Annotated in this window: 17 protein-coding genes; 10 read left to right on the top strand and 7 right to left on the bottom strand. The window is 60.2% G+C overall.

Features of this window, described 5'->3' with window-relative positions; translation table 11 throughout:
* Nucleotides 1-108 precede the first annotated feature (108 nt).
* Nucleotides 109-1,164, bottom strand: a complete 1,056-nt coding sequence (locus AC0IXA_RS02290) for a tetratricopeptide repeat protein (RefSeq protein WP_122506846.1) — start codon at nucleotides 1,162-1,164, stop codon at nucleotides 109-111.
* A 170-nt stretch (nucleotides 1,165-1,334) separates the two neighbouring features.
* Between AC0IXA_RS02290 and AC0IXA_RS02285 the strand changes: the two genes are divergently transcribed.
* Genes AC0IXA_RS02285 through AC0IXA_RS02275 form a run of 3 tightly spaced genes read left to right on the top strand, consistent with a single transcriptional unit; the run spans nucleotide 1,335 to nucleotide 4,609 of the window.
* Nucleotides 1,335-3,470 carry an FUSC family protein gene (locus tag AC0IXA_RS02285; RefSeq protein WP_471811468.1) on the top strand — a complete coding sequence of 712 codons (2,136 nt, stop codon included), beginning with the start codon at nucleotides 1,335-1,337 and terminating at the stop codon, nucleotides 3,468-3,470.
* On the top strand, nucleotides 3,460-3,660 hold the full coding sequence (locus AC0IXA_RS02280; RefSeq protein ID WP_016774855.1) for a DUF1656 domain-containing protein: 201 nt from the start codon (nucleotides 3,460-3,462) through the stop codon (nucleotides 3,658-3,660). The genes AC0IXA_RS02285 and AC0IXA_RS02280 overlap by 11 nt, the downstream gene beginning before the upstream one ends.
* Nucleotides 3,661-3,685: 25 nt before the next feature.
* The gene (locus AC0IXA_RS02275; RefSeq protein ID WP_471811630.1) at nucleotides 3,686-4,609 is read left to right on the top strand and encodes an efflux RND transporter periplasmic adaptor subunit; all 924 of its coding nucleotides are present in this window, start codon (nucleotides 3,686-3,688) and stop codon (nucleotides 4,607-4,609) included.
* Nucleotides 4,610-4,840: 231 nt separating this feature from the next.
* Here the strand turns inward: AC0IXA_RS02275 and AC0IXA_RS02270 are convergent, their stop codons facing one another.
* From AC0IXA_RS02270 to AC0IXA_RS02255, 4 genes are all read right to left on the bottom strand, one after another.
* On the bottom strand, nucleotides 4,841-6,262 hold the full coding sequence (locus tag AC0IXA_RS02270; RefSeq protein WP_471811466.1) for an efflux transporter outer membrane subunit: 1,422 nt from the start codon (nucleotides 6,260-6,262) through the stop codon (nucleotides 4,841-4,843).
* Nucleotides 6,259-9,438, bottom strand: coding sequence for an efflux RND transporter permease subunit (locus AC0IXA_RS02265; protein ID WP_130909872.1), 3,180 nt, complete (start codon nucleotides 9,436-9,438; stop codon nucleotides 6,259-6,261). Before AC0IXA_RS02265 ends, AC0IXA_RS02270 begins: the two co-directional genes overlap by 4 nt.
* Before the next feature lie 15 nt (nucleotides 9,439-9,453).
* On the bottom strand, nucleotides 9,454-10,707 hold the full coding sequence (gene mexE / locus AC0IXA_RS02260) for a multidrug efflux RND transporter periplasmic adaptor subunit MexE (protein ID WP_024013077.1): 1,254 nt from the start codon (nucleotides 10,705-10,707) through the stop codon (nucleotides 9,454-9,456).
* Nucleotides 10,708-10,983: 276 nt separating this feature from the next.
* Complete coding sequence (locus AC0IXA_RS02255; protein ID WP_122611336.1) at nucleotides 10,984-11,436, bottom strand: DUF805 domain-containing protein; 453 nt, start codon at nucleotides 11,434-11,436, stop codon at nucleotides 10,984-10,986.
* 310 nt (nucleotides 11,437-11,746) lie between these two features.
* On the opposite strand from AC0IXA_RS02255, the gene gcvA reads away from it, so the two are divergent.
* From gcvA to AC0IXA_RS02240, 3 genes are all read left to right on the top strand, one after another.
* On the top strand, nucleotides 11,747-12,652 hold the full coding sequence (gcvA, locus tag AC0IXA_RS02250) for a transcriptional regulator GcvA (RefSeq protein ID WP_341637401.1): 906 nt from the start codon (nucleotides 11,747-11,749) through the stop codon (nucleotides 12,650-12,652).
* A 75-nt stretch (nucleotides 12,653-12,727) separates the two neighbouring features.
* Nucleotides 12,728-13,555, top strand: coding sequence for an EamA family transporter (locus tag AC0IXA_RS02245; protein ID WP_471811463.1), 828 nt, complete (start codon nucleotides 12,728-12,730; stop codon nucleotides 13,553-13,555).
* A 29-nt stretch (nucleotides 13,556-13,584) separates the two neighbouring features.
* Nucleotides 13,585-14,346, top strand: coding sequence for an SDR family oxidoreductase (locus tag AC0IXA_RS02240; protein WP_471811461.1), 762 nt, complete (start codon nucleotides 13,585-13,587; stop codon nucleotides 14,344-14,346).
* A 6-nt stretch (nucleotides 14,347-14,352) separates the two neighbouring features.
* On the opposite strand, the gene AC0IXA_RS02235 is transcribed toward AC0IXA_RS02240, so the two are convergent.
* The gene (locus AC0IXA_RS02235; protein ID WP_016774850.1) at nucleotides 14,353-15,267 is read right to left on the bottom strand and encodes a LysR family transcriptional regulator; all 915 of its coding nucleotides are present in this window, start codon (nucleotides 15,265-15,267) and stop codon (nucleotides 14,353-14,355) included.
* A 270-nt stretch (nucleotides 15,268-15,537) separates the two neighbouring features.
* Between AC0IXA_RS02235 and AC0IXA_RS02230 the strand changes: the two genes are divergently transcribed.
* From AC0IXA_RS02230 to pgm, 4 genes are all read left to right on the top strand, one after another.
* Nucleotides 15,538-16,560 carry a zinc-dependent alcohol dehydrogenase family protein gene (locus AC0IXA_RS02230; protein WP_016774849.1) on the top strand — a complete coding sequence of 341 codons (1,023 nt, stop codon included), beginning with the start codon at nucleotides 15,538-15,540 and terminating at the stop codon, nucleotides 16,558-16,560.
* A gap of 550 nt (nucleotides 16,561-17,110) precedes the next feature.
* Entirely contained in the window at nucleotides 17,111-18,577 is a 1,467-nt protein-coding gene (locus tag AC0IXA_RS02225; RefSeq protein WP_471811459.1) for a hypothetical protein, read from the top strand.
* A gap of 49 nt (nucleotides 18,578-18,626) precedes the next feature.
* Nucleotides 18,627-20,027: an aminotransferase-like domain-containing protein gene (locus AC0IXA_RS02220; protein WP_341637405.1), complete on the top strand. Its 1,401-nt coding sequence runs from the start codon at nucleotides 18,627-18,629 to the stop codon at nucleotides 20,025-20,027.
* A 108-nt stretch (nucleotides 20,028-20,135) separates the two neighbouring features.
* Complete coding sequence (pgm, locus tag AC0IXA_RS02215) at nucleotides 20,136-21,782, top strand: phosphoglucomutase (alpha-D-glucose-1,6-bisphosphate-dependent) (protein WP_133336210.1); 1,647 nt, start codon at nucleotides 20,136-20,138, stop codon at nucleotides 21,780-21,782.
* Between the two features lie 54 nt (nucleotides 21,783-21,836).
* Here the strand turns inward: pgm and AC0IXA_RS02210 are convergent, their stop codons facing one another.
* Nucleotides 21,837-22,532, bottom strand: a complete 696-nt coding sequence (locus AC0IXA_RS02210) for a pirin family protein (protein ID WP_471811456.1) — start codon at nucleotides 22,530-22,532, stop codon at nucleotides 21,837-21,839.
* Nucleotides 22,533-22,666 lie beyond the last annotated feature (134 nt).

Here is a 22,666-nt window from a genome sequence, read left to right as displayed (position 1 = left end):
ATCCGGCGGCTGGCTTAAGTGAGCCGCCTGAATAACTTGACCTCAGGGCATGTTCACGGTTCCGCTTTTTCTTTCGACAGGTGGTTGATTGCACCCGCTTTACCTTGATTAAAGACCCTGTTGCAGGGCCGGGTCGTCCGGATTCAGCTGCTCCAGTTGCGCCAGCAGGATCTGCACATTCTGCAATTGGCCGCTTTCCTTCCAATAGTTGATCAACAGCACTCGCGCCTTGCGGTCGGCGGGGTGGCGCTGAACGATTTCCTGCAGTTGTTTCTGCGCCGCTTCCAGTTCTTCCGCGCTGTGCAGAGTGGTGGCGAGGTCGTAGCGATAATCCTTGTTGTCCGGTTCCAGCTCGACCGCTTTGGACAGGCCGAGCAGGGCATATTCGCGCTGGCCGTGGTGCAGCAGCCACAGGCCGAGGGCATGTTGCAGATAGGCCGAATCGGGCTGCGCCTTGAGTTGGCGGGCGAGCAACTGGCGGGCGGCATCGCTCTGGCCCTGGCGGTCGAGCACATCGATCTGCATGACCAGCGCCGCCAGGTTGCCCGGTTCCAGGCGCAACGTGTTGTCCAGCGCTTGCTGTGCCTGTTTGTATTCGGCGTTATGAATATAGAGACGTGCCAGTTGCGCATAGTTGGCGGCGCTTTCCGGCTGGCTTTCCAAGGTCTGTTGCCAGCCGTCGATGGCCTGCTGTAGCGGTGCGAAATACAGGCCGAGCTCGTCCGGGGCCAGGCCGAGCAGGGCATTGATCGCGGCGAAACGGACAGTTTGTTCTTCATCATCGAGCAACGGTCCTAGCAGCAGACTGCGCTGCCCGCCGGGCACCAGACCGACGATGCTTTTGATCGCTGCGACGCGCACTTGCGGCGCTTCGTGATGCAAGTCGATGTCCGCCAGCTTCAACGCCTGCGGACTGGGGTAATTGGGCAGCTCGCCATGCAGCCAGACCCGGCGCTTGACCGAGATGTCCGGGCGGCCCAATTGCTGGTACAACTGGCGCGCCGCTCCGGGCTCACCGGTGCGCGCGGCGTTCAGCGCTTCGCTGTAGCCATGTTTGATAGCATCGGGGATGGTCGGAGTGCTGCTGCGCCAGGACAGCCAGACGACGCCGAGGATCAGTACGAGGCCTAGGCCGATCAGCAGGTTGCGGCGGGACTGAGTCATGCGGGTTTCCGAAAGCTTCGAACTTGAGCAGAGCGGCAAGCTTCGTTCAGCTTGGCGCGTGAGTCAAACCGTTGCCAGCGAATCGTCCTACAACACGTGTCGACTGTGAAATCCGTCAGGCTTTTGCTGCAATGTCTAAGCTTGCAGAAGTCGTTTTAAAGAGAGTGCCCATGTCTGCGCTGTACACCTATTTCAAGGCTTTGATCCAGCCCGGTCAGGCTGTTCTGCTGTTTGCCCTGCGGACCATCGCCGCCGGGCTGTTGACCCTCTATCTGGCGTTCATCTTCGATCTCGAACAGCCGAAGTGGTCAATCATGGCCGTGGTGATCGTCAGCCAGCCACTGGCAGGGATGGCACTGGCGCGCAGTTTCGGCCAGGTGATCGGCACCACCGTGGGTGCCGCGGTGGCGGTGCTGATCATGGCGATTTTCCCTCAGGCGCCGCTGCCGTTCATCACGACATTGGCGTTGTGGCTGGCGCTGTGCACGGCGGGCGGCACCTTGCTGCGCTACACCAGTTCCCAGGCGTTCGTGCTCAGTGGTTACACCGCTGTGGTCGTAGCTTTACTGGCGATTCCGGATCAGGACGGCACCTTTCTGCTGGCGGTCACCCGCGTCACCGAAACCCTGTTGGCGGTTGCCTGTGTCTGTGTGGTCAGTTTGCTGACGGCCCGGCCTGAAGCCGTCGCCAAGGGCTATTTCGCCAAAATCGATCAGGTCATAAAACTGGCGGCCAGCCACGCTGCCGAGGTGCTTCGTACGGAAGAAAGCGAAGCCGATTTCCAGCGTCGGCAGATGCAGCTGCTCGGTGAGATCAGCGCACTGGAAGGTTTGCGACGTCATTTGTATTTCGATGCTCCACGTTTGCGCAGTGCCGACAACCTGGTATTGCTGCTCGGCAATCAACTGATGCTGCTGACCTCGCGACTGACCGCGCTGCGTCATCAGCGTGAATTGCTCATCGAACGCTGGGAGGGCGATCTGCCGCTGGAGGTCCAGCAGCTGCGTGCCGAGGAACTGGCGTTGCTTGAGCAGCTGGCGCAACAGGGCCGCGCGCTGTCTGGTGCCGATCGGCAGCGTTTCGTCACCTTGCAGCAACAGTTCGAAGCGTTGGCGTACAAGGCCGAGCAGCAGACCGAGAACATGAGCGCGACCCTGCGTTCATTGGCTTGGGCGCTGCGTTGGGAGCAGGCGCGCCTGTTGCAGCAACTTGAGCAGATCCTCGAACTGAGCGACGCGATTCAGGAAGGGCGCCCGGCCAGTTGCCTGTATCGCGGCCAGAGCAGTCCTTTGCATCTGGATTTCACCTTGGCTTCGATGAATGCGATCCGTGCCTTTACCGCGCTGTTGGTCAGCGGGTTGATCTGGATCGAAACGGCGTGGGATGGCGCGCGCGGCGGGATGATTCTGGTGGGGATTCTTTGCTCGCTGATGGCGACTTTTCCGCGTCCGCTGATGGCTGCGCAAAGCTATGCACGAGGCTTGGGCCTGGCGCTTGTGGTGTCGGCGTTCTACCAGTTCATGCTGGTGCCGGCGATCAGTGATTTCGAGCTGCTGGCCTTGCTGCTGGCGCCGCTGCTGTATGCCATTGCCGTGGGCATTTCCAGTCCGGCCACCGCCGGTATCGGCATGGGCCTTGGGCTGTCCAGTTTTCTCATGCTCGGACCGCAAAATACCGGCACTCGGCAGAACACGGCGATTCAATGGTTCGAATTCGCCGGCGCCTACGTCAGCGCAGCGATGCTGGCCCTGATCGTTTATGCGCTGATCTTCCCGTTCCGCCCGGCCTTGCGCATCCGCCGCCTGTACGGCGAAGCGCGGGAGCAGGTGTACCAACTGAGCAAAATGCCTGCGACCGATGAACAACAATTCGCTTTCGAGAGTCGGATGACCGATCGCCTGACCAGCATGCTCGGCCTGCTGCCAGCGGCGAACGATCGTGCCATGCAGCGCTTGTATGAAATCAGCCTGGCTTGCGTGGCCTTGGGCGTGGCCATGCATCAGCTGCGGCAGCAGGCGCAGAACAATGGGTTGCTCACCGATGCGTTCGGCCAACGCCTGGCGTCGGCGTTGCGCAAGACTGGTCGTTTGGTTGCCGGTCGCGACGATGTCCAGCTCGCGGCGCTGCTGGCCACGTTGCACCAGCTCGGAGACGAGCTGGACGAGCTGCACGCCTCAAGTCATGAACATCTTTGGTCGGTGTTTCGCATGCGTGTGGCGCTGCTGATTGTGGTGTCGTTCCTCGACCGGCACGGCGAACATTTGCAACCTCAAGCACTGGAAGGAGAACCGCAACTTGCCCATTGATTTTGAGATTGGCGGGGTTTATCTGCCGCCGATTGCCCAGGCACTGTTACTGGCGATTCCGATTTTCATGTTGCTGGACTGGTGTCTGCGGCGCCTCGGCGTGCTGCGCCTGGTGTGGCATGAAGCACTGTTCGAAGGCGCGCTGTATGCCTGTGTCTGCGCCACGCTGATTCTGTTGATGGGAGCCTGATGTCTTGAAAGCACTAGTTGCACGAATGATGACCGTGGCAGTGGTGATCCTGGCGATCGTCCTCGGCTGGTTCGCCTGGGAGTATTACACCCGCGCGCCGTGGACACGGGATGCTCGGGTGAGGGCGGATGTGGTGACGCTGTCGGCGGATGTTTCGGGGCGAATCGTCAAACTGGCAGTGCAGGACAACCAGCATGTCGACAAGGGCCAATTGTTGCTGGAGATCGATCCGGCGCGCTATCAACTGGCGGTCGAGCATGCCCGGCGTTCGGTGGAAGTGTCCAAGGCCTCGCTGGGGCAATCGCAAGCGGCAATCGTCGCCAGTGAAGCGTTGCTAAAACAGCGTCAGAGCGAGGAGCGCCGCCGCCGTACGCTGAAGCAGGGCTTCGCCATTTCCGGTGAAGAATGGGAGAAGGCCAGCACCGACGTGGCGGTTGCCCAGGCGGATCTGTTGCGCAATCAGGCCAACTTCGGTTTGGCTGAAGCCAATGTACAGCTGGCAATTGCCGCGCTGACCCAGGCCGAACTGGACTTGCAGCGTACCCGCGTCGAATCGCCGGTCAGCGGTTATGTCACTAACCTGCTGACCCGCCAAGGTGATTACGCGCAGGCGGGTGGGGCACTGCTGGCGCTGGTCGACAGCGATTCGTTCTACGTCAGCGGCTATTTCGAAGAAACCAAGCTGCCACGAATCGCGGAGGGCGACCGGGTACGCATTCAATTGATGAGCGGTGAGCGTTTCGGCGGCACGGTAGAAAGCATCGCCTTCGCCATCGCCGACCGCGAAAACGCACCGGGAAGCCGCCTGCTGGCGAACATCAACCCGAGTTACACCTGGGTGAAACTGGCACAACGGGTGCCGGTGCGTATCGGCATCGATGGCGACTTTGCCGGCAAGCATCGCCTGCGCGCCGGTACGACCGCCACCGTCACCGTCCTGGAACCCTGATCCCCTGTAGATACTCTGTTGATCGTTCCCGCTCCGCGTGGGAATGCAGCCCGTGACGCTCCGCGTCACTGGACGCGGAGCGTCCCTTGAGGCATTCCCACGCGGAGCGTGGGAACGATCAACAAGAAACCTTGTGCTGCACAAAGGCATAAAAAAACCCCGCGACCGAATGATACGCGGGGCAAAGAAATTGGTTGGTTGCGGCCAACCAAAGGAGCTCTTTAACAATCTTTACTTGCTGGCAACTGTCTCCGGTTGCCAGCCGCCGCCGAGGGCCTTGTAGATCGCGACGATGCCGCGATACAGCTCGACTTCGGCCTGGGCCTGAGTGTCTTCGGCGTTCAGTCGCTCACGCTGGGCGTCGAGCAGGACGAGGAAATCGGTGGTGCCTTCGCGGTAGCGGATTTCCGCCAGGTCAGCAGCCTTGCGACTCGATTCGCTCTGACGGATCAGCGAGATCAGACGTTGCTGACGCTTGCCGTAATCGCTGAAGGCGTTTTCCGATTCTTCCAGCGCCAGCAGCACCTGTTGCTCGTAGTTGGCCAGTGCGCCTTCGGCGTCAGCATCGGCGCCGCGCAAACGGGCGCGAACGCTGCCGAGGTCAAACGCCGCCCAAGTGATGCTTGGGCCGAGCGCCCAGGCGTTGGCCGCCGAGGAACCGATCTGCGAACCGCGCCCGGCGGTCCAGCCGAGGAAGCCGCTGAGGCTGACCCGGGGGAACAGGTCGGCTTTGGCCACGCCGATGCGCGCAGTGGCCGAAGCCAATTGCCGCTCGGCGCTGAGGATGTCCGGACGACGTTGCAGCAGTTCACCCGGATCACCGATCGGCAGCGCCTTGGCGATGGCCGGCAGGTCTTTAGGGCTCAGGTCGACGGTCAGCTTGTCCGGGCGTTCGCCGAGCAGGGTGGCGATACGGTTTTTCTGCCGAACCTGTTCCGCCTGCAACTGCGGCACGGAGGCTTCGACGTTGGCCAGACGCGCATCGGCGCGCTCGACATCAAGCTGATCACCGACACCGGCGTCACGCAGGCTGATGGTGATCTTGCGCGACTCCTGCTGGTTGTTGAGGTTGGCCACGGCGATTTTTTCCCGCAGCTGGGCGCCGCGCAGTTGACCGTAGGCATCGACCAATTCGGCAATCATGGTGACTTGCAGCTGATACAGATCGGCTTCGGCGGCTTGCTGGTCGGCATCACTGGCTTCCAGATTGCGCTGGATGCGGCCGAACAGGTCCAGCTCCCAGGCCATGTCCAGACCGAGATCATAACGTTCGCTATTGACCCGGTCGGTGGTCTGGCCGGGAATCTGGCCTTTGCCCAGGTCACTGCTGGCGCGGCTGGTGATGGTCGGCATCGCGTCATTGCTGGCGTCGTCGCGGATCGCCCGGGCGGCTTTCCAGCGGGCGAACGCCACGCGCAGTTCACGGTTGCCTTGCAGCGACTGGCTCACCAACTGGTTCAGGGTCGGATCGTCGAATTGCTGCCACCAGATGCCTTCGAATTTCGAACGGTCGAAGTTCTTTTGCCCGGCGGCGCCATCGGTGGCGGTCGTGATGTTGGCCGCCTCCGTGGCTGGGGTCTTGTAGTCGGGGCCGACGGCGCAGGCGCTGAGGGCCAGCACCAGCAGACTCGGCAGGAAGACTTTCAGACTCATTGTTGCGCCTCCAATTGCAGGGCTTTGGCTGCTTTGCGCTGCTCGCCGCGTTCGACAAAGTTACGGATCAGTACATAGAACACTGGCGTCAGCAGCAGACCGAAGAAGGTCACCCCGAGCATCCCGGAGAACACCGCCACACCCATGGCGTGACGCATCTCGGCACCGGCACCGCTGGAGAACACCAGTGGCACCACGCCCATGATGAACGCGAACGAGGTCATCAGGATCGGCCGCAGACGCAGGCGGCAGGCTTCCAGCACCGCTGCGAGCGGGTCGAGGCCTTCTTCCTGTTTATCCTTGGCGAACTCGACGATCAGAATCGCGTTTTTACAGGCAAGTCCCACCAGTACGATCAAGCCGATCTGGGTGAAGATGTTGTTGTCACCGCCGGAGATGATCACACCGGTAATGGCCGACAGCAGGGTCATCGGTACGATCAGGATCACCGCCAGTGGCAGGCTCCAGCTTTCGTATTGTGCGGCGAGCACCAGGAACGCCAGCAGTACGCAGAGCGGGAACACGAACAGCGCGGTGTTGCCGGACAGAATCTGCTGGTAGGTCAGGTCGGTCCATTCGTAGGTCATGCCGTTCGGAAGTTCTTCCTTGAGCAGTTTCTCGATGGCTTTTTCCGCCTGGCCAGAGCTGTAGCCCGGGGCTGCGGCACCGTTGATTTCAGCGGTGATGAAGCCGTTGTAGTGCATCACGCGATCCGGTCCCGAGGTGTCGCTGACCTTGATGAAGGTCGCCAGCGGGATCATCTCGCCTTTGTTGTTGCGTACTTTCAACTGACCGATCTGGTCGGATTCGAGGCGGAACTGCTGTTCGGCCTGAACGTTGACCTGATAGGTGCGCCCGAAGCGATTGAAGTCGTTGGCATACAGCGAGCCCAGATAGATCTGCAGGGTGTCGAAGATGTCGCTGACGGCCACGCCATGGGTCTTGGCTTTTTCGCGGTCGATGGCGGCATCGACCTGCGGCACATTCACCGTGTAGCTGGTAAACAGGCCAGCCAGTTCCGGCACGTTGTGGCTCTTGTTGATGATGTTCATGGTTTCTTTGTACAGCTCGTCGTAGCCGAGGTTGCCCCGGTCTTCGATCTGCAGGCGGAAACCACCAATGGTGCCCAGGCCTTGTACCGGCGGTGGCGGGAAGATCGCCATGTACGCTTCCTGAATGTTCGCGTACTGGCCGTTCAAGGCACCGGCAATCGCACCGGCGGACATGCTCGGGTCTTTACGCTCGTCGAACGGTTTCAGCGTCACGAAGACGATGCCGGCGTTCGGGCTGTTGGTGAAACCGTTGATCGACAGGCCCGGGAACGCTACGGCGCTTTCCACGCCCGGCTGTTTCAGCGCGAGGTCGGACATGCGCTTGATCACGTCTTCGGTGCGATCCAGGCTCGCGGCATCCGGCAATTGCGCGAAGGCCACCAGGTATTGCTTGTCCTGGCCGGGTACGAAACCGGTCGGCGTGCTGGAGAAACCGAAGAAGGTCAGCACCATCAGGCCTGCATACACGAGCAGGGCGATGCCGCTGCTGCGGATGACCCGGCGCACGGTGCCGACGTAGCCATGACTGGCACGGTCGAAGAAACGGTTGAACGGACGGAACAGCCAGCCACCGAAGATCCTGTCGAGCACTTTCGAGAAGCGGTCTTTCGGCGCGTCGTGACTTTTCAGCAACACAGCAGCCAGTGCTGGCGACAAGGTCAGCGAGTTGAATGCCGAGATCACTGTCGAGATCGCGATGGTCAGTGCGAACTGTTTGTAGAACTGCCCGGTGAGGCCGGAAATGAATGCCGCCGGAATGAACACGGCACACAGCACCAGTGCCGTGGCCACGATCGGCCCGGTCACTTCACGCATGGCGCGCTTGGTCGCTTCGACCGGCGTCAGTCCGAGTTCGATGTTCCGTTCGACGTTCTCCACCACGACGATGGCGTCGTCCACCACGATACCGATGGCCAGCACCAAGCCGAACAGCGATAGGGCGTTGAGCGAGAAGCCGAACAGGTGCATGACCGCAAACGTACCGATCAAGGATACCGGCACTGCCACCAACGGAATGATCGAGGCGCGCCAGGTCTGCAGGAACAGAATCACCACCAGCACCACGAGGATCAGCGCTTCGAACAGGGTGTGCACCACCGCCTCGATCGAACCACGAACGAAGATCGTCGGGTCATACACGATGCTGTAGTCCATGCCCTGCGGGAAGCCTTTCTTCAGCTCTTCCATCTTGCCGCGCACTTCGTTGGAAATGTCGATGGCGTTGGAGCCGGGACGCTGGAAGATCGGGATCGCCACCGCCGGCTGATTGTTCAGCAGCGAGCGCAAGGCGTATTGGCTGGAACCCAGTTCAATGCGCGCGATGTCCTTCAGGCGAGTGATCTCACCGTCGTCGCCTGCACGAATGACGATGTTCTCGAACTCTTCTTCGGAAACCAGACGGCCCTGAGTGTTGACCGACAGCTGGAAGCTTTGCGCGGTCGGGGCAGGGGGCGCGCCCAGTTGACCGGCGGCGACCTGACGGTTCTGCTCGCGAATCGCGGTCACCACATCGGTCGCGGTCAGATTGCGCGAAGCGGTCTTGTTCGGATCAAGCCAGACGCGCAGCGAGTAGTCGCCCATACCAAACAACTGCACGTCACCGACACCACCCAGGCGAGCCAGCTCATCCTTGATGTTGAGGATTGCGTAGTTGGACAGGTAGAGCATGTCGTAGCGCTTGTCCGGTGAGGTCAAGTGCACAACCATGGTCAGGTCGGGCGAAGCCTTGTCGACAGTGATACCGATGCGCGTCACTTCCTCGGGAAGCTTCGGCTCGGTCCGGGTCACCCGGTTCTGCACCTGCACCTGCGCGTTGTCCAGGTCAGTGCCCAGGGCGAAGGTGATGGTCAGGGTGATCTTGCCGTCAGCGGTCGACTGCGAGGACATGTACAGCATGTTCTCGACGCCGGTGATGGCCTGCTCCAGCGGAGCGGCCACGGTTTCACCGATGACTTTGGGGTTGGCGCCCGGGAAGTTGGCGCGCACGACCACGGTCGGCGGCACGACTTCCGGGTATTCGCTGATCGGCAACTGGAACAGCGAGATCGCACCGGCGATCAGGATCAACAGCGACAGCACCGCTGCGAAGATCGGCCGGGAAATGAAGAATTGGGAAAAATTCATCGGAGTTGTCGTCCCTTAACCGCGTGGGGTCGTAGCGGCCAGCTTCGCAGCCGAACCCGATGCGCCCTTGGCAGGGGCAACTTTGGGCAGGTTGCTGGCTTCCAGCGCTTGACGTTGTTGAGCGAGGGCGGCGAGGGTCTGCTCGCTGGCCATCGGAATCACTTCAGGGGTGACCGGTGAGCCAGGACGAACCCGTTGCAGACCCTTGACGATGATCGTGTCGTCCTTGTTCAGACCGTTGCGGACGATGCGCAGGCCTTCAATCTTCGGACCGAGTTCGACGGCGCGGTAGGCGGTCTTGTTGTCGCCATCCATCACCAGCACGAACTTCTTGCCCAGGTCAGTGCCCACGGCTTCGTCATTGATCAGCATGGCGTTGTAGGTGCCGCTGCCGACCAGTTTCAGCCGTGCGTACAAGCCCGGGGTGTAGGTGCCGTCAGCGTTGTCGAAGACTGCGCGACCACGGATGGTGCCGGTTTTCGGATTGACCTGGTTGTCGACGAAGTTCATCTGGCCGAGGTGCGGGTTGCCGTCTTCGTTGGACAGGCCCATGTACACCGGCGTGGTCGCGCCGCGCTGACCGTTGCGGGCCAGTTGGGTGTATTTGAGGAACACGCGTTCGTCGGCGTCGAAGTAGGCGTAGACCTTGTCGGTGGAGACGACGCTGGTCAGCGCGGTGGTGTCAGCGGTCACCAGGTTGCCGGCCGTGATTTCGGCGCGGCTGACGCGGCCGCTGATCGGTGCGGTCACGCGGGTGAAGCTCAGATTCAGTTTGGCCAGGTCCAGTTGTGCCTGCAGGGCACCAACGGCGGCGCGGGCCTCTTGGGCAGCGCTGGTGCGCGAGTCGGCCAGTTCAGCGGAAATGGCGTTGCTGGCACGCAGACGTTCACCGCGAGCGGCTTCGTTTTCGCTGCGAGTGGCGGTGGCGCGGGCTTGAGCAACCAGAGCTTCGAGGCGGCGTACCTCGGCCTGGAATGGACGCGGGTCGATCTGGAACAGCAGGTCGCCTTTCTTGACCAACGCGCCTTCGGTGAACGCGACCTGATCGATCTGGCCCGAAACCCGTGGGCGGATTTCAACGGTTTCCGGCGCCTCGAGACGCCCGGTAAATTCATCCCACTCGTTGACCGGTTGTTCCAGCACCTTGGCTACGCTGACTTTGGCAGCGGGCGGGGCGCCAGCAGTCTCCGGAGTTTTGCCGCAGGCGCTCATCACCAGTACGGCCAGCATGGCCAACGGGAAGCGCAAATGTTTGAGTGATTGTTCCATGGATGCAATCCGCCGAAGTATTGAAGATGGGCGGATGATGCTCGGCGCGGGTGTGATGGCACGAATCGAATGAAGCAAAGGTAACTATCATTCGGAATGATATAAGCGCCGAGGCAGCCCTCTAGCATGCACCTTTCGTTAGGGGGCTAACAATGTGTTTTCTTGCAAATCTGTCTTGCGTGACCAGCAATGATCCAGCAAGGCCTTTGTGAGAGGGGAGTCATATATAAAGAAACGGCCATGAAGGCCGTTTCGATCCGCGATTGCGGCTATTGATCAGTTGAAGCCTTTGCGGTTGGCACCGAAGCGATTCGGGCCAGGCTGGCTGTCTTGCGCCAGAAACACGATGTTGACGATGGGCAGCAGAATCCACCAGCCGCTGCGGTCAGTGTCGTGCATGCGCCGTACGCCAACAGCGAGGCTCGGCAACAGCATCGCCAGGTTGTACACGCTCTGCAAGGCGCCACCGGTCTTGAGCATGGCGTCGAAAACGCTCATGACAATAGCGATGCCCATGTTGATCAGAAAGAACATCCAGTATTCACGGCGCGTGGCGCGTCCGGTGAACACGGCATATTTCTTCAGTGCTTCCACGTATGGGTTGCCGCTCGCCATGACGGGGCCACTGGCAATGGAATGCAGTGGCGCTTGAGGTGCGCCGCATTGGGGGCATGCCAGTGCCAGAGTACTTATTTCCTTGGCGCAACCACGGCAGAAAACCAGGCTCATGTTTTTTTCCCTAAAAAATGGTCAGTCGAAAGACGGGACAGATACATCCCGGTGTTTTCGTTGGTGCAAACACCGCCGCCAACGAGAGCAAAGACTGAATGCCCGACTCTCCATTGGCGGGGCGGCGGTAATCTAATCGTTACCATAAGGTTTGTCATCGGCTCTGGGCTTTCGATTTGTGGGTCTGCGGCTAAACCCAAACCCGATCGTCACCAAATCCACTTGGGGCGAGAGGCATGCGAACGCATTTCGCTCTAACATGAGCTGATATTCATGCCGTCAGCTTCTGCCACCCCCGGAACTTTCATATATGCGCGACCTGCCCCCGACCGCGACCCTGCGGGCTTTCGAAGTGGCCACTCGGCACCCGACGTTCACGGCTGCCGCTCAAGAACTGCACGTGACCCAAAGCGCCGTCAGTCATCAGCTCCGGCACCTGGAAGAACTTTGGGGATTGCAATTGTTCGAGCGCGGCAAGTCGTTACGCCTCACTGCGGCGGGGGCGACGCTGGCGCCGATCGTGCGCGAATTTTTCATGAGCCTTGAAGCAACGCTGGAGGATCTGCGCGAGCAAAAGGACAGGGTTCGCCTGACCGTCAGCACCACTTATTCGTTTGCCTTGAAGTGGCTGCTGCCACGCTTGCCGAATCTGTCGCGCCTGCACCCGGAGCTGTTGGTGTCGCTGGATACCACGGACACGATCATCCATTTTGCCAGCGGCGAAGCCGATGTCGCCATTCGCTTGGGCAAAGGCAATTATCCCGGTCTGTATTCGGAGTTCCTGTTCGGTGAGCAGGTGTTTCCCGTGGCCAGTCCCGAACTGCTGCAGCGCGTCGGCAGGCCGTGCAGTCCCGCGGAGTTGCTGCAGATGCCGTTACTTATCCGCGACGGCGCCGAGTTGGCGCCGAAATGGGAGGTGTGGTTTCAGTCCGTCGGGCTGGAGTTTTTACCGCTGCGCGAAGGCGTCAGGTTTGGTGATACCAATATGACGGTGGAAGCTGCGTTGCTCGGCCAGGGTGTGGCGCTGGTGCGCAGCGGCCATGTCGAAAACGAAATCGCCGATGGCCGTCTGGTGAGGCTGTTCGATGTGCCGTTCACTTCGCCTTTGGCCTACTATTTCGTCTGCCCCAAAGGCATCGAAGCCCAGGCACACATTCTCAGTTTTCGTGATTGGTTGCTCAGTGAAGCATTGAAGGTGCAGAACCCCCAGCGCTGAAGCATGAGCTTTTGCTCATGCTGCAATGAGGAAACTTCGCTGTAATGCCAATGCCCGAGATGCCTAGAATGCGGCATGCCAATCCATCTCGTACTCCTCGTTCTGTTCGCCGCGCTCCTGCACGCCAGCTGGAACGCGCTGCTGCGCGGCGGTGCCGATCGGCTCTGGTCGATGACAATAATGTGCGTGGCCATCGCCATCGTCTGCCTCATCGCCACCTTTTTCATGGCCGCGCCTGCATCTGAGAGCTGGGGTTATGCGCTGCTCTCGGCACTGCTGCATGTCGGCTACAACCTGTTTCTGGTGCGCAGCTATCGGGTCGGCGACCTTGGGCAGATCTATCCGATCTCCCGTGGGTCGTCACCGGCGCTGATCACCCTCGGCGCCGCGCTGTTTGCCGGCGAAACCATTACCCCCGGCGAACTGCTCGGCATCGGTCTGGTATCCGGCGGAATCATTTCCCTGGCCTTTCGCGGGCGCAGCCTGTCGGTGCCGAGCCTGCCGTATGCGCTGGGCACCGGTTGTTTCATCGCTGCCTACAGCGTGGTCGATGGCATTGGCGCCAGACTGTCGGGGGCGCCTCTGGCTTACACGGTTTGGATGAGCGCACTGTGGGGCGTGCTGATGCCGCTGGTGTATATCGGCCTGCGCGATGCTCGCAGTCTGTTTTCCGTACGGCCCGGAATGCTGACCGCTGCGGTCGGCGGACTGGTCTCGTTGCTGGCCTACGCAATCGTTATCTACGCCATGAACGAAGCGCCACTGGGCGCGGTGTCAGCCTTGCGCGAAACCAGCGTGTTGTTTGCCGCATTGCTCGGCTATTTGTTCCTCGGTGAAAAGCTCACCGTCCGCAGGATGCTGGCCTGCGTGGTCATCGCTAGCGGCGCCATCATCATCGGCTGACACAGACCAACTGCTCAGGAGAACGTCGCATGGATAAAGTCTCGCAAGCACCGCTGATTCTGATCACCGGCGGCAGTCGCGGAGTCGGCGCCGCCACCGCCCGACTCGCCGCAGCACAAGGCTACGACGTCGCCATCAGCTACGTCGCCAACGAGTCCGCCGCTCTTGAGGTGGTGGCGGATATCGAAGAATTGGGACGCAAACGCCTCGCGGTGCGTGCTGACAGTGCTGACCCCGAGCAGGTTGCTGAACTGTTCTTGGCTATCGATCGTTCATTCGGGCGTATCGACGTTCTGGTCAATAACGCTGGCGTTCTGGCAAAACAGTCACCCATGGAGGACCTGAGCTTCGAACGCATGCAACGCATCTTCGCGGTCAATGCTCTGGGAGCGATCCTGTGCGCGCAGCAGGCGGTGAAGCGAATGGCTTACCGGCACGGCGGCACAGGCGGCGCGGTGATCAACGTTTCTTCTGCCTCCGCACGCTTGGGCAGCCCGAATGAATACGTCGACTATGCAGCATCGAAAGGTGCGCTGGAAACTTTCACCATCGGCTTTGCCAAGGAAGTCGCGCGCGAGGGGATTCGGGTCAACTGCATTCGCCCGGGGCACATCTATACCGACATGCACGCCAGCGGCGGCGAGCCGGGGCGGGTGGATCGCGTGAAGGATTCGATCCCGATGGGGCGGGGCGGTCAGCCGGAAGAGGTGGCGCGGGCCATTTTGTGGCTGGCCAGCGCGGAGGCTTCGTTTGTCACCGGGACTTTTCTGGATGTGACGGGTGGCAAGTAGGTCCGGCTACAGACTATCCGGATCGCCAAAAAACATCTGAATCCGCGACCTCAACCACCGCTCTCCCGGGTCGTTATCCTGCGACCCACGCCAGGCCATGTGCAGTTCAAATGTACGCGTCGGCAGCGGTGGATCTTCAGCCCGCAGACCGCCGGCTGCCGTCAGTGCCTCAGCCGTGTAATCCGGCACGGTCGCGACGATATCGGTGCCCGCCAGCAGCGTGCCCAGTCCGTTGAACTGTGGCACCGCCAGCACCACGTGCCGTTTGCGTCCGAGTTTCTCCAGTTCTTCATCGACAAAACCACTGAGGTCACCAGCGAACGACACCAGTGCGTGCGGTCGGGCGCAATAGTCGTCCAGGCTCAGCGGCCCCGGCACGGTGTCGGCGCGCAGCAGCTTCGGTGCGCTGCGGCGCAGGACCTTGCGCTTGGCGTTGGCCGGCAGGTCGGTGGTATAGCTGACGCCGATCGAAATCTCGCCGGAGGCCAGCAGGCCAGGCATCAAGATGTAGTTGACCCGCCGCACCACAAGGACGATGCCTGGTGCTTCGGCGCGCAGGCGCTTGAGCAGCATTGGCAGCAGGGCGAATTCGACGTCGTCGGATAATCCGATGCGGAACACCGACGTGCTGGTCGCCGGATCGAAATCGGCGGCGCGACTGACCGCGGTCGAGATCGAATCAAGGGCGGGCGAGAGCAGGGCGAAGATTTCCACCGCGCGGGCGGACGGCTCCATGCTGCGGCCGGTGCGGACAAACAAGGGATCGTCAAACAGGCTGCGCAGGCGCGACAAGGCCGCACTGATAGCCGGTTGGCCGAGGAACAATTTTTCCGCGGCCCGAGTCACACTGCGTTCGTGCATCAATGTTTCGAACACGATCAGCAGGTTCAGGTCGACACGACGCAGGTCATTACGATTCATCTGGAGTCCTGGCAGAGTCATCAAACTTGACGAGGGCGACCATATGAGAACAATGGCCGGCATGAATCTTACGGGGAAAGGCTGGTACTCTGCACCGGAAAATTCAGCTTTACTGCGACGGCGGCAGGCCTTTTTTCATGGAATTTGCCAATGCCGCCCTTGATGCGGAATCAATGACAGGCATGTCGACTATTAATAGCCACTGATGGTCTTGGGTCGAAAGCCCAGATAGAGTTCATGGCATTAGAGGTTACTTTGACGAGGTTTGCGATGTCCCGCACGATCCGTTTTCACAAGTTTGGTCCGGCCGAGGTGCTCAAATGCGAAGAGCATGCGGCTGCTCAGCCAGGTCCTGGCGAAGTGCAGGTGCGTGTCGAGGCAATCGGCATCAGTTGGTACGACACCCTGTGGCGCCAGAATCTGGCGTCGTCCCAGGCACGTCTGCCTTCGGGCCTCGGTCATGAAATGGCTGGGGTGGTCACTGCGGTGGGCGCTGACGTCGACGACCTGTCCGTCGGCGACAAAGTGGCCAGTTTTCCAGCGGAAAGCCCGAACGACTATCCGGTTTACGGCGAGTCGATCGTTCTGCCGCGCACCGCGCTGACCCGTTATCCCGATGTGCTCAGCCCGATCGAAGCGAGCGTGCATTACACGCCGCTGCTGATCGCCTACTTCGCTTATGCCGATCTGGCGCGGGTTAAACCGGGTCAATTTGCCCTGGTGACTGACGCCAGCCACTGCGCCGGCCCGTCGTTTGTGCAATTGGGCAAAGCGCTGGGTGTGCGAGTGATCGCCGCGACCAAATCGGCGGAGGAGCGGGAGTACCTGCTGTCCCTCGGTGCGGAGAAGGTCATCGTCACCGAAGAGGAAGATCTGTTGATGCGCATCAACAAGATCACCGACAACCGCGGCGTCGATGTGGTGTTCGATGGTCTTGGCGGCCCGCAGATGTCGTTGCTTGGCGATGTGCTGGCGCCACGCGGCAGTCTGGTGCTGTACGGGCTGCAAGGTGGTAACCAGACCCCGTTCCCGGCGTGTGCAGCATTTCAGAAGAACATCCAGTTCTTCGTGCACTGCATCGGCAACTTCACCGGCAAGCCGGAGCTGGGCATTGTTCAGGACCACGTCGCTCTGCAGCGTGCTCTGCGTGACATCAACCAGTTGACCGCTGACCGCGTGCTCCTGCCGCTCAAGACGCGTGTATTCGCGTTCAACGAGTTCGTCGAAGCGCATCGCTACATGGACGAATGCCCATGCCGCGAGCGAGTGGCCCTGCAAGTGGAAACCGCGTAAATCCGCTCATCAGAGTCCGTGGCCGCCACGGACTCTTTTCTGTTTAGATCCTCCGCCGTCAGTAAACCCTTCCCGATATCGAAGCATTGGCCCTTCAGCAACTGAACTGGTTTTTGCCTTCGATCTGTATCTTCTAATCACACTATAAGCACTGATAATTGAATGATTACTTTCATCTCAAGGAATGAGCTATGGCTGTGCATTCAATTTGTCCAAGGCAATATCAAATGGCTGGCTCGGCTGGCTTCGCCAATTTCTGTTTAATTGCTGTAGGGCGTTTCGGAAGTTGCTTCTCCTTTTCTTGTAATGATTTGTCGTGGGACGTTGTGGGAAGTTTCCTCAGATCATTTGTGGATGGCGAAAGCCCAATGAATACGGGTGGTTGAGCGTGACGCTTGGCATTTGGATGGCTTTATTCAGGTGAAGTGTTTCAAATAACTACAACTTTGTAAGTGTTAGCATTTCAGCGTCTATTACTTATTGATCCAATTGCCGCGCGCCCATTGTCATGTCTGCGCGGCATGAAACTTTTGATACCGGGTAAATACCGATGAGCACGATCCATGATCAGGCAATGAACTATGTCTATCAGCAAGTATTGCAGCGTCTGCTGAGTTTCTTTTCCCGAGCCGAGCGCACGGCATTGCAGTTGCTGATACAGCGCCTGGTGGTGGCCGCTGGCGGCATGGAAAACATTGGGCAATTCAAGGTGCTGGTGCCTCAGTCCGGCCTGCGTGACGGCTGCTACACCCTGGCTTTGCTCCGGGCTGCGCAGTTGACCATTGCCGGACGTGCTCCGGCGACCTTCCAGTTGCGCGTGGCTTCCCTGCGCTGGAGTGGCGACAGCCCGCTCGCCCTGCAAAACCTGCATCGCAGCTACAGCGCGCTATTCCTTTATGACGATCCACGGGTCGAGGTGCTGATGGTCGATAACCGCGAAGTGCTGCCGTTCGACCATCGCACGCCTGTGAGCAACGAAGGGCGTGAGGCCAGTCGCGTCAATCTGCTGCTGGTCGGGCACTGTCGCACCTGGCTGGAAACGCCTGAATTATGGGATGAAGCCTATCTGGCGACGGCCGAGTACTACAGCCAGATCGCCCGCTGGAACAATGGTGTCGACGCCATGATCAGCACTGAAACCAAAGGCAGTCAGCAGCATTTCCTCGAAGGCCTGAACCGTGCAATGCAGCGAGTGGCAATAGCCGGTCCAGAACTGGTCAATGCCGGATTCGAAGCGCTTTTTCCGCTGCTCGACGGGCTCGGTGATGATTTTTACCGCGAGCTGCGCGCAGATGACGACCGGATAGCGTGGCGCCCGGAAGGTGAGTTCGAAGCCTGCCGGCGCACCAGTTTTATCGACATCAACGACATGATGGTCGGCAAAATCGAGGATCGCTGGCCGCTGCTGGGCGAATTTCTCGCTTATGAACCTGACGACCTGGCGCTGTACCAGGGCGAAGCGGTATTCGCTGACCCTCTGATCTCGGCGCACGTGCGAGGTTTGTACGCACGCTTCATCGAGGGGCGCGACTATGAGGCGGGTATCGACGATTATGTTCGTCACACGCTGGCAGACATGCGGCGAAAACAGGTCGCCGAATCTGTCTGCGAGCACTTGCTGGCCAGCTATGACAATGCCGGCGGGCCAGAGCAGCTGCGGGCGCTTGCCGAGGATTACCTCATCAATGGTTTCGGATTGAGCGAAACGCAGCTGGTGTGCCTGCTGTTTGCACCGTTCATCGACAACGGCAAAGGGCTCGAGCGGTTCCTGCGCAACTGTCATCCCGGCATGCTGGTCGCCATGCCTGACCTGCACCGCGCCATGCAAGGCTTGCACGCGCCGGAGCAGGTTTTGAAGTGGATAACGGAAGTGAGCGGGTTGCCGGTCAGGTTGGTGATCCGCCTCTATGCAACGGGCCCTGTGCAGATTCATGCGCCCGCGCAATTGGCCTCGGAGAGTTCGGGTTCGGATGAGGCGCGTTCGGCTGCGCCGTTCGAGCGGTCGACGGAACGCTGACGGTGAGCCGGAGCCTGGGTTGTGAACCGATATCTACGGAAATGAGGGTGTGAAAAGCGCGCGGGACAACGACTTTGTTTATCAGGCAGTTTATCGATATCTGACCACGCTGATTGATGACGCCGGAGGTGGTGCGGCGGTACGCATGCCTTCCTTGCGACAACTGGCGGATCGACTGAATGTCTCCATTTCAACGGTGCAGTACGCCTATTCGCTCCTGGAGAAGGAAGGTCGAGTCTATTCGATAGCCAAGTCAGGGTATTACGCGCAAGCGCTGTTCAGCATGGATGCGCCCGGCAACGGCAATGATCTGCTGGAGACCGTGTACGTCAACGCCAGACGTCCCGGAATGTGTGTGTTGAGCGCCGACGAACCGGCCTCGCTGCAACCGCTGGACAGTCCGTTGTTGACGCTGGAACGTGAGCTTCTGCGCCAATATCCGCGTCAGCTACAGACATTCGTGCAACCTTGCGGAGAGCTGGAATTGCGGGTTGCCCTCGCGGCGCGGTACACGAGTTCGACGGAGCATTTCTGGCATGCCGATGACATCTACATCGGTGCCGATCTGCGCGGGGTCCTGGAAATTCTGATTTCGGTGCTTGAATTGCGTCACGCCAGCGTAATTGTCGAATCACCGTGCGACTGGGTGATACTGCGTCTGCTCGAGTCGTGCGGGGTGCGCGTGATCGAATGGCCATTGCTGGCCGAAGGCGTGCTTGACCTGTCGGTGCTGCAATCGCTGCTGGAGAACGAGCCAGTACGTCTGGTTCTGTTGTCGTCAGTGTTGAGCATGCCCCACGGCAAGGGTTTCACCCATGAGCGTCAGCAGGCCGCTGCGCAGTTGCTCAATCAACATGGCGTCTGGGTACTGGAAAACGACTGCTACAGCGAGCTTGACGAGCGCAATGATTCACAGCGTTTGCGCAGTTGGCTTGATCCTGAGCGTCTGCTGGTGTTTTCCACTTTCGAGAAATTCATCGGCGCTGAAGCGCCATTCGGCTTTGTCCTGTCGCGTCACTGGCGTGAGGCGCTGCAACGCCATTTTCTGCTGCGCGCATTTCGCTTGTCGCCGATCCGCCAAAAGGCGATTGCCCGGTTGTTGAATGGCGGGCGGCTTGATCAGCATTTATCTGTGCTGCGGCGAATGCTGGGTGAGCGGCGAGCCGTGTTGATCCAGGTTCTGCGCGAACGTTTGGGCGATACGCTGCAGATCGTCGAGCCGCAGGGCGGGGCGACGGTGTGGGTGCGTTCGTTACGGCCGGTCGACATGGCGAATGTGTTCCGTCGCCTGCTCAAGCAACAGATCATCGTGGCCCCCGGCGAGCTGTTCAGCCTGCACGGTCTGCATGCGGATCATCTGCGGATAAGCGCGTTGCACCACGGCGAGCGGGATCTGCCGAGTGTCATCGGCTTGCTCGGCGATGCCTTGCGCCTGTCACCCGGTCAATAACGTTAAAAAACATCGGGCGAGTTTCGGATACATCCCGTCGCACAGTGGTCAAACTGCCAGTAAACTGCGCTGCATTTCCTGAACCACTCCGATTTCAGAGGTTTTTGCATGACACTCAGTCCTTTTGCGGGCAAACCGGCACCGGCAGAACTGTTGGTCGATATCCCGCGACTGGTTACGGCCTATTACACCGGCCAGCCTGATGCATCGATTTCTACCCAGCGAGTGGCGTTCGGCACGTCCGGCCACCGCGGCAGTTCGTTCGATTTGAGTTTCAACGAATGGCACGTTCTGGCCATCAGCCAGGCGATCTGCCTGTATCGCGAAGCCCAGGGCATTACCGGCCCGCTGTTCGTCGGCATCGACACCCATGCATTGTCGACCCCGGCCGGCGCCAGCGCACTCGAAGTCCTCGCCGCCAACGGCGTCACCGTGATGATCGCCGAAGGCGATGAGTACACGCCGACCCCGGCAGTTTCCCACGCCATTCTCTGCTACAACCGCGGCCGTACCTCTGGCCTGGCGGACGGTATCGTCATCACGCCGTCGCACAACCCGCCACAAAGCGGTGGCTACAAATACAACCCAACCAACGGTGGCCCGGCCGATACCCACATCACCAAGTGGATCGAAGCCAAGGCCAACGAGCTGCTGGCGAACAAACTGGCCGGGGTCAAACGCATCAGCTACGAGCAAGCGCTCAAGGCCAGCACCACCCATCGTCACGATTACTTGAACACCTATGTCGCCGACCTGATCAACGTCATCGACTTCGATGCCATCCGCGACGCCAAGCTGCGCCTGGGTGTCGATCCGTTGGGCGGAGCAGGGGTGCGCTACTGGTCGGCCATCGCCGAACACTACCGTCTTGACCTGGAAGTGGTGAATAAACAGGTCGATTCAACGTTCCGTTTCATGACCGTCGACTGGGACGGCCAAATCCGTATGGACCCATCGTCCAGCCACGCGATGCAGGGCCTGATTGGCCTGAAAGAGCGCTTCGACGTGGCATTCGCCTGCGATCCGGACCATGACCGCCACGGCATCGTCACGCCGTCCGGTGGTTTGCTCGCGCCGAACAACTATCTGGCGGTATCCATCGACTACCTGTTCCAGAACCGTCCGCAATGGCGCGCCGATGCCGCTGTCGGCAAAACCGTGGTCAGCAGCGGTCTGATCGACCGCGTGGCCAAGCGCCTGGGCCGTCGCCTGTACGAAGTGCCGGTCGGTTTCAAATGGTTCGCCGATGGCCTGTTTGACGGCTCGCTGGGTTTTGGTGGTGAAGAAAGTGCTGGCGCCTCGTTCCTGCGCAAGGACGGTGGCGTATGGAGCACCGACAAGGACGGCCTGATCCCAGCCTTGCTCGCCGCCGAAATGACGGCGCGCACCGGACGCGATCCAAGCCAGGCCTACCGCGCCCTGACCGATGAACTGGGCGAACCGTTCTCGGTACGCGTCGATGCCAAGGCCAACCCTGAGCAGAAGGCGCTACTGAGCAAGCTGGCGCCGGAGCAGGTCACTTCGACCGAACTGGCTGGCGAGAAGATCCAGAGCATCCTCAGCCACGCACCGGGCAACGATCAGGCCATTGGCGGTCTGAAAGTCATGACCGAGAACGGTTGGTTCGCCGCGCGTCCTTCGGGCACTGAAGACATCTACAAGATCTATGCCGAAAGCTTCATCGGCGACGACCACCTCAAGCAACTGGTGGCCGAGGCGCAAACTTTGGTAGATGGCGCCATTTCCAGCAAATGATGCGCACATGAAAAAGGGCAACCGTAATGGTTGCCCTTTTTTATTGCCTGCAGATCAAGCCAGGTCGACCAGTACGATTTCGCTGTCCTCGATCGCCGTGACCGTCAGCACTTGCTCGTGGGCCACCGCCACGCCGTCCCGCGCCTGCGCGCGCAGCCCGTTGACCTCGATCACGCCCGTGGCCGGAACCAGATAGGCGCGACGCCCTTCGTCGAGCCGGTATTCGGCGGTTTCACCGGCCTTGATATTGGCCGCCACCAGACGCGCATTGGCGCGAATGTGCAGGCTCTCATCGTCGCCGTCCTTACCGCTGGCCAATGTGACAAAACCGTCGCGCTCGCCTTTGGGAAACGGCTTGGCGCCCCACGACGGCGGCGCACCGGTTTCGGTCGGCAGAATCCAGATCTGGAAGATCTTGGTTTCCTTGTCTTCCAGGTTGTACTCGCTGTGAGCGATGCCGGTGCCGGCGCTCATCACTTGTACGTCGCCGGCTTCGGTGCGGCCCTTGTTGCCGAGGTTGTCCTGGTGCGTGATGGCACCTTCTCGCACGTAGGTGATGATTTCCATGTCGCGGTGCGGATGCTGCGGGAAACCGGTGCCTGCGGCGATGATGTCGTCGTTCCACACGCGCAGGTTGCCCCAGCTCATCCGCTGCGGATCGTAGTATTCGGCAAAGGAAAAGTGGTGATGCGCATCCAGCCAGCCATGATGGGCGCCGCCCAGCGAGCTGAAGGGTCTGAGTTCAAGCATGATCGTCTCCTAATAAGGGTCGTCAGGGGGCGGACCCCGTGGTTGATGACGACGATCATCTATCAGCCAATCATCGATAAAAAGCGCAAAAACTGCCGCATCATGATCAGGTAATTTGATGGGAATGCGCTTCG

The organism is Pseudomonas sp. AC083 (genome assembly GCF_979253165.1).
Note: the sequence above shows the minus strand (reverse complement) of the source record. Positions and strands in the feature narration are given on the sequence as shown.

What these genes read in the sequence shown, in the direction of transcription:
- AC0IXA_RS02290 (WP_122506846.1), bottom strand. Translation starts at nt 1,164, where the DNA reads ATGACTCAGTCCCGCCGCAACCTGCTGATCGGCCTAGGCCTCGTACTG.
- AC0IXA_RS02285 (WP_471811468.1), top strand. Translation starts at nt 1,335, where the DNA reads ATGTCTGCGCTGTACACCTATTTCAAGGCTTTGATCCAGCCCGGTCAG.
- AC0IXA_RS02275 (WP_471811630.1), top strand. Translation starts at nt 3,686, where the DNA reads ATGATGACCGTGGCAGTGGTGATCCTGGCGATCGTCCTCGGCTGGTTC.
- AC0IXA_RS02270 (WP_471811466.1), bottom strand. Translation starts at nt 6,262, where the DNA reads ATGAGTCTGAAAGTCTTCCTGCCGAGTCTGCTGGTGCTGGCCCTCAGC.
- AC0IXA_RS02265 (WP_130909872.1), bottom strand. Translation starts at nt 9,438, where the DNA reads ATGAATTTTTCCCAATTCTTCATTTCCCGGCCGATCTTCGCAGCGGTG.
- mexE (WP_024013077.1), bottom strand. Translation starts at nt 10,707, where the DNA reads ATGGAACAATCACTCAAACATTTGCGCTTCCCGTTGGCCATGCTGGCC.
- AC0IXA_RS02255 (WP_122611336.1), bottom strand. Translation starts at nt 11,436, where the DNA reads ATGAGCCTGGTTTTCTGCCGTGGTTGCGCCAAGGAAATAAGTACTCTG.
- gcvA (WP_341637401.1), top strand. Translation starts at nt 11,747, where the DNA reads ATGCGCGACCTGCCCCCGACCGCGACCCTGCGGGCTTTCGAAGTGGCC.
- AC0IXA_RS02245 (WP_471811463.1), top strand. Translation starts at nt 12,728, where the DNA reads ATGCCAATCCATCTCGTACTCCTCGTTCTGTTCGCCGCGCTCCTGCAC.
- AC0IXA_RS02240 (WP_471811461.1), top strand. Translation starts at nt 13,585, where the DNA reads ATGGATAAAGTCTCGCAAGCACCGCTGATTCTGATCACCGGCGGCAGT.
- AC0IXA_RS02235 (WP_016774850.1), bottom strand. Translation starts at nt 15,267, where the DNA reads ATGAATCGTAATGACCTGCGTCGTGTCGACCTGAACCTGCTGATCGTG.
- AC0IXA_RS02230 (WP_016774849.1), top strand. Translation starts at nt 15,538, where the DNA reads ATGTCCCGCACGATCCGTTTTCACAAGTTTGGTCCGGCCGAGGTGCTC.
- AC0IXA_RS02225 (WP_471811459.1), top strand. Translation starts at nt 17,111, where the DNA reads ATGAGCACGATCCATGATCAGGCAATGAACTATGTCTATCAGCAAGTA.
- pgm (WP_133336210.1), top strand. Translation starts at nt 20,136, where the DNA reads ATGACACTCAGTCCTTTTGCGGGCAAACCGGCACCGGCAGAACTGTTG.
- AC0IXA_RS02210 (WP_471811456.1), bottom strand. Translation starts at nt 22,532, where the DNA reads ATGCTTGAACTCAGACCCTTCAGCTCGCTGGGCGGCGCCCATCATGGC.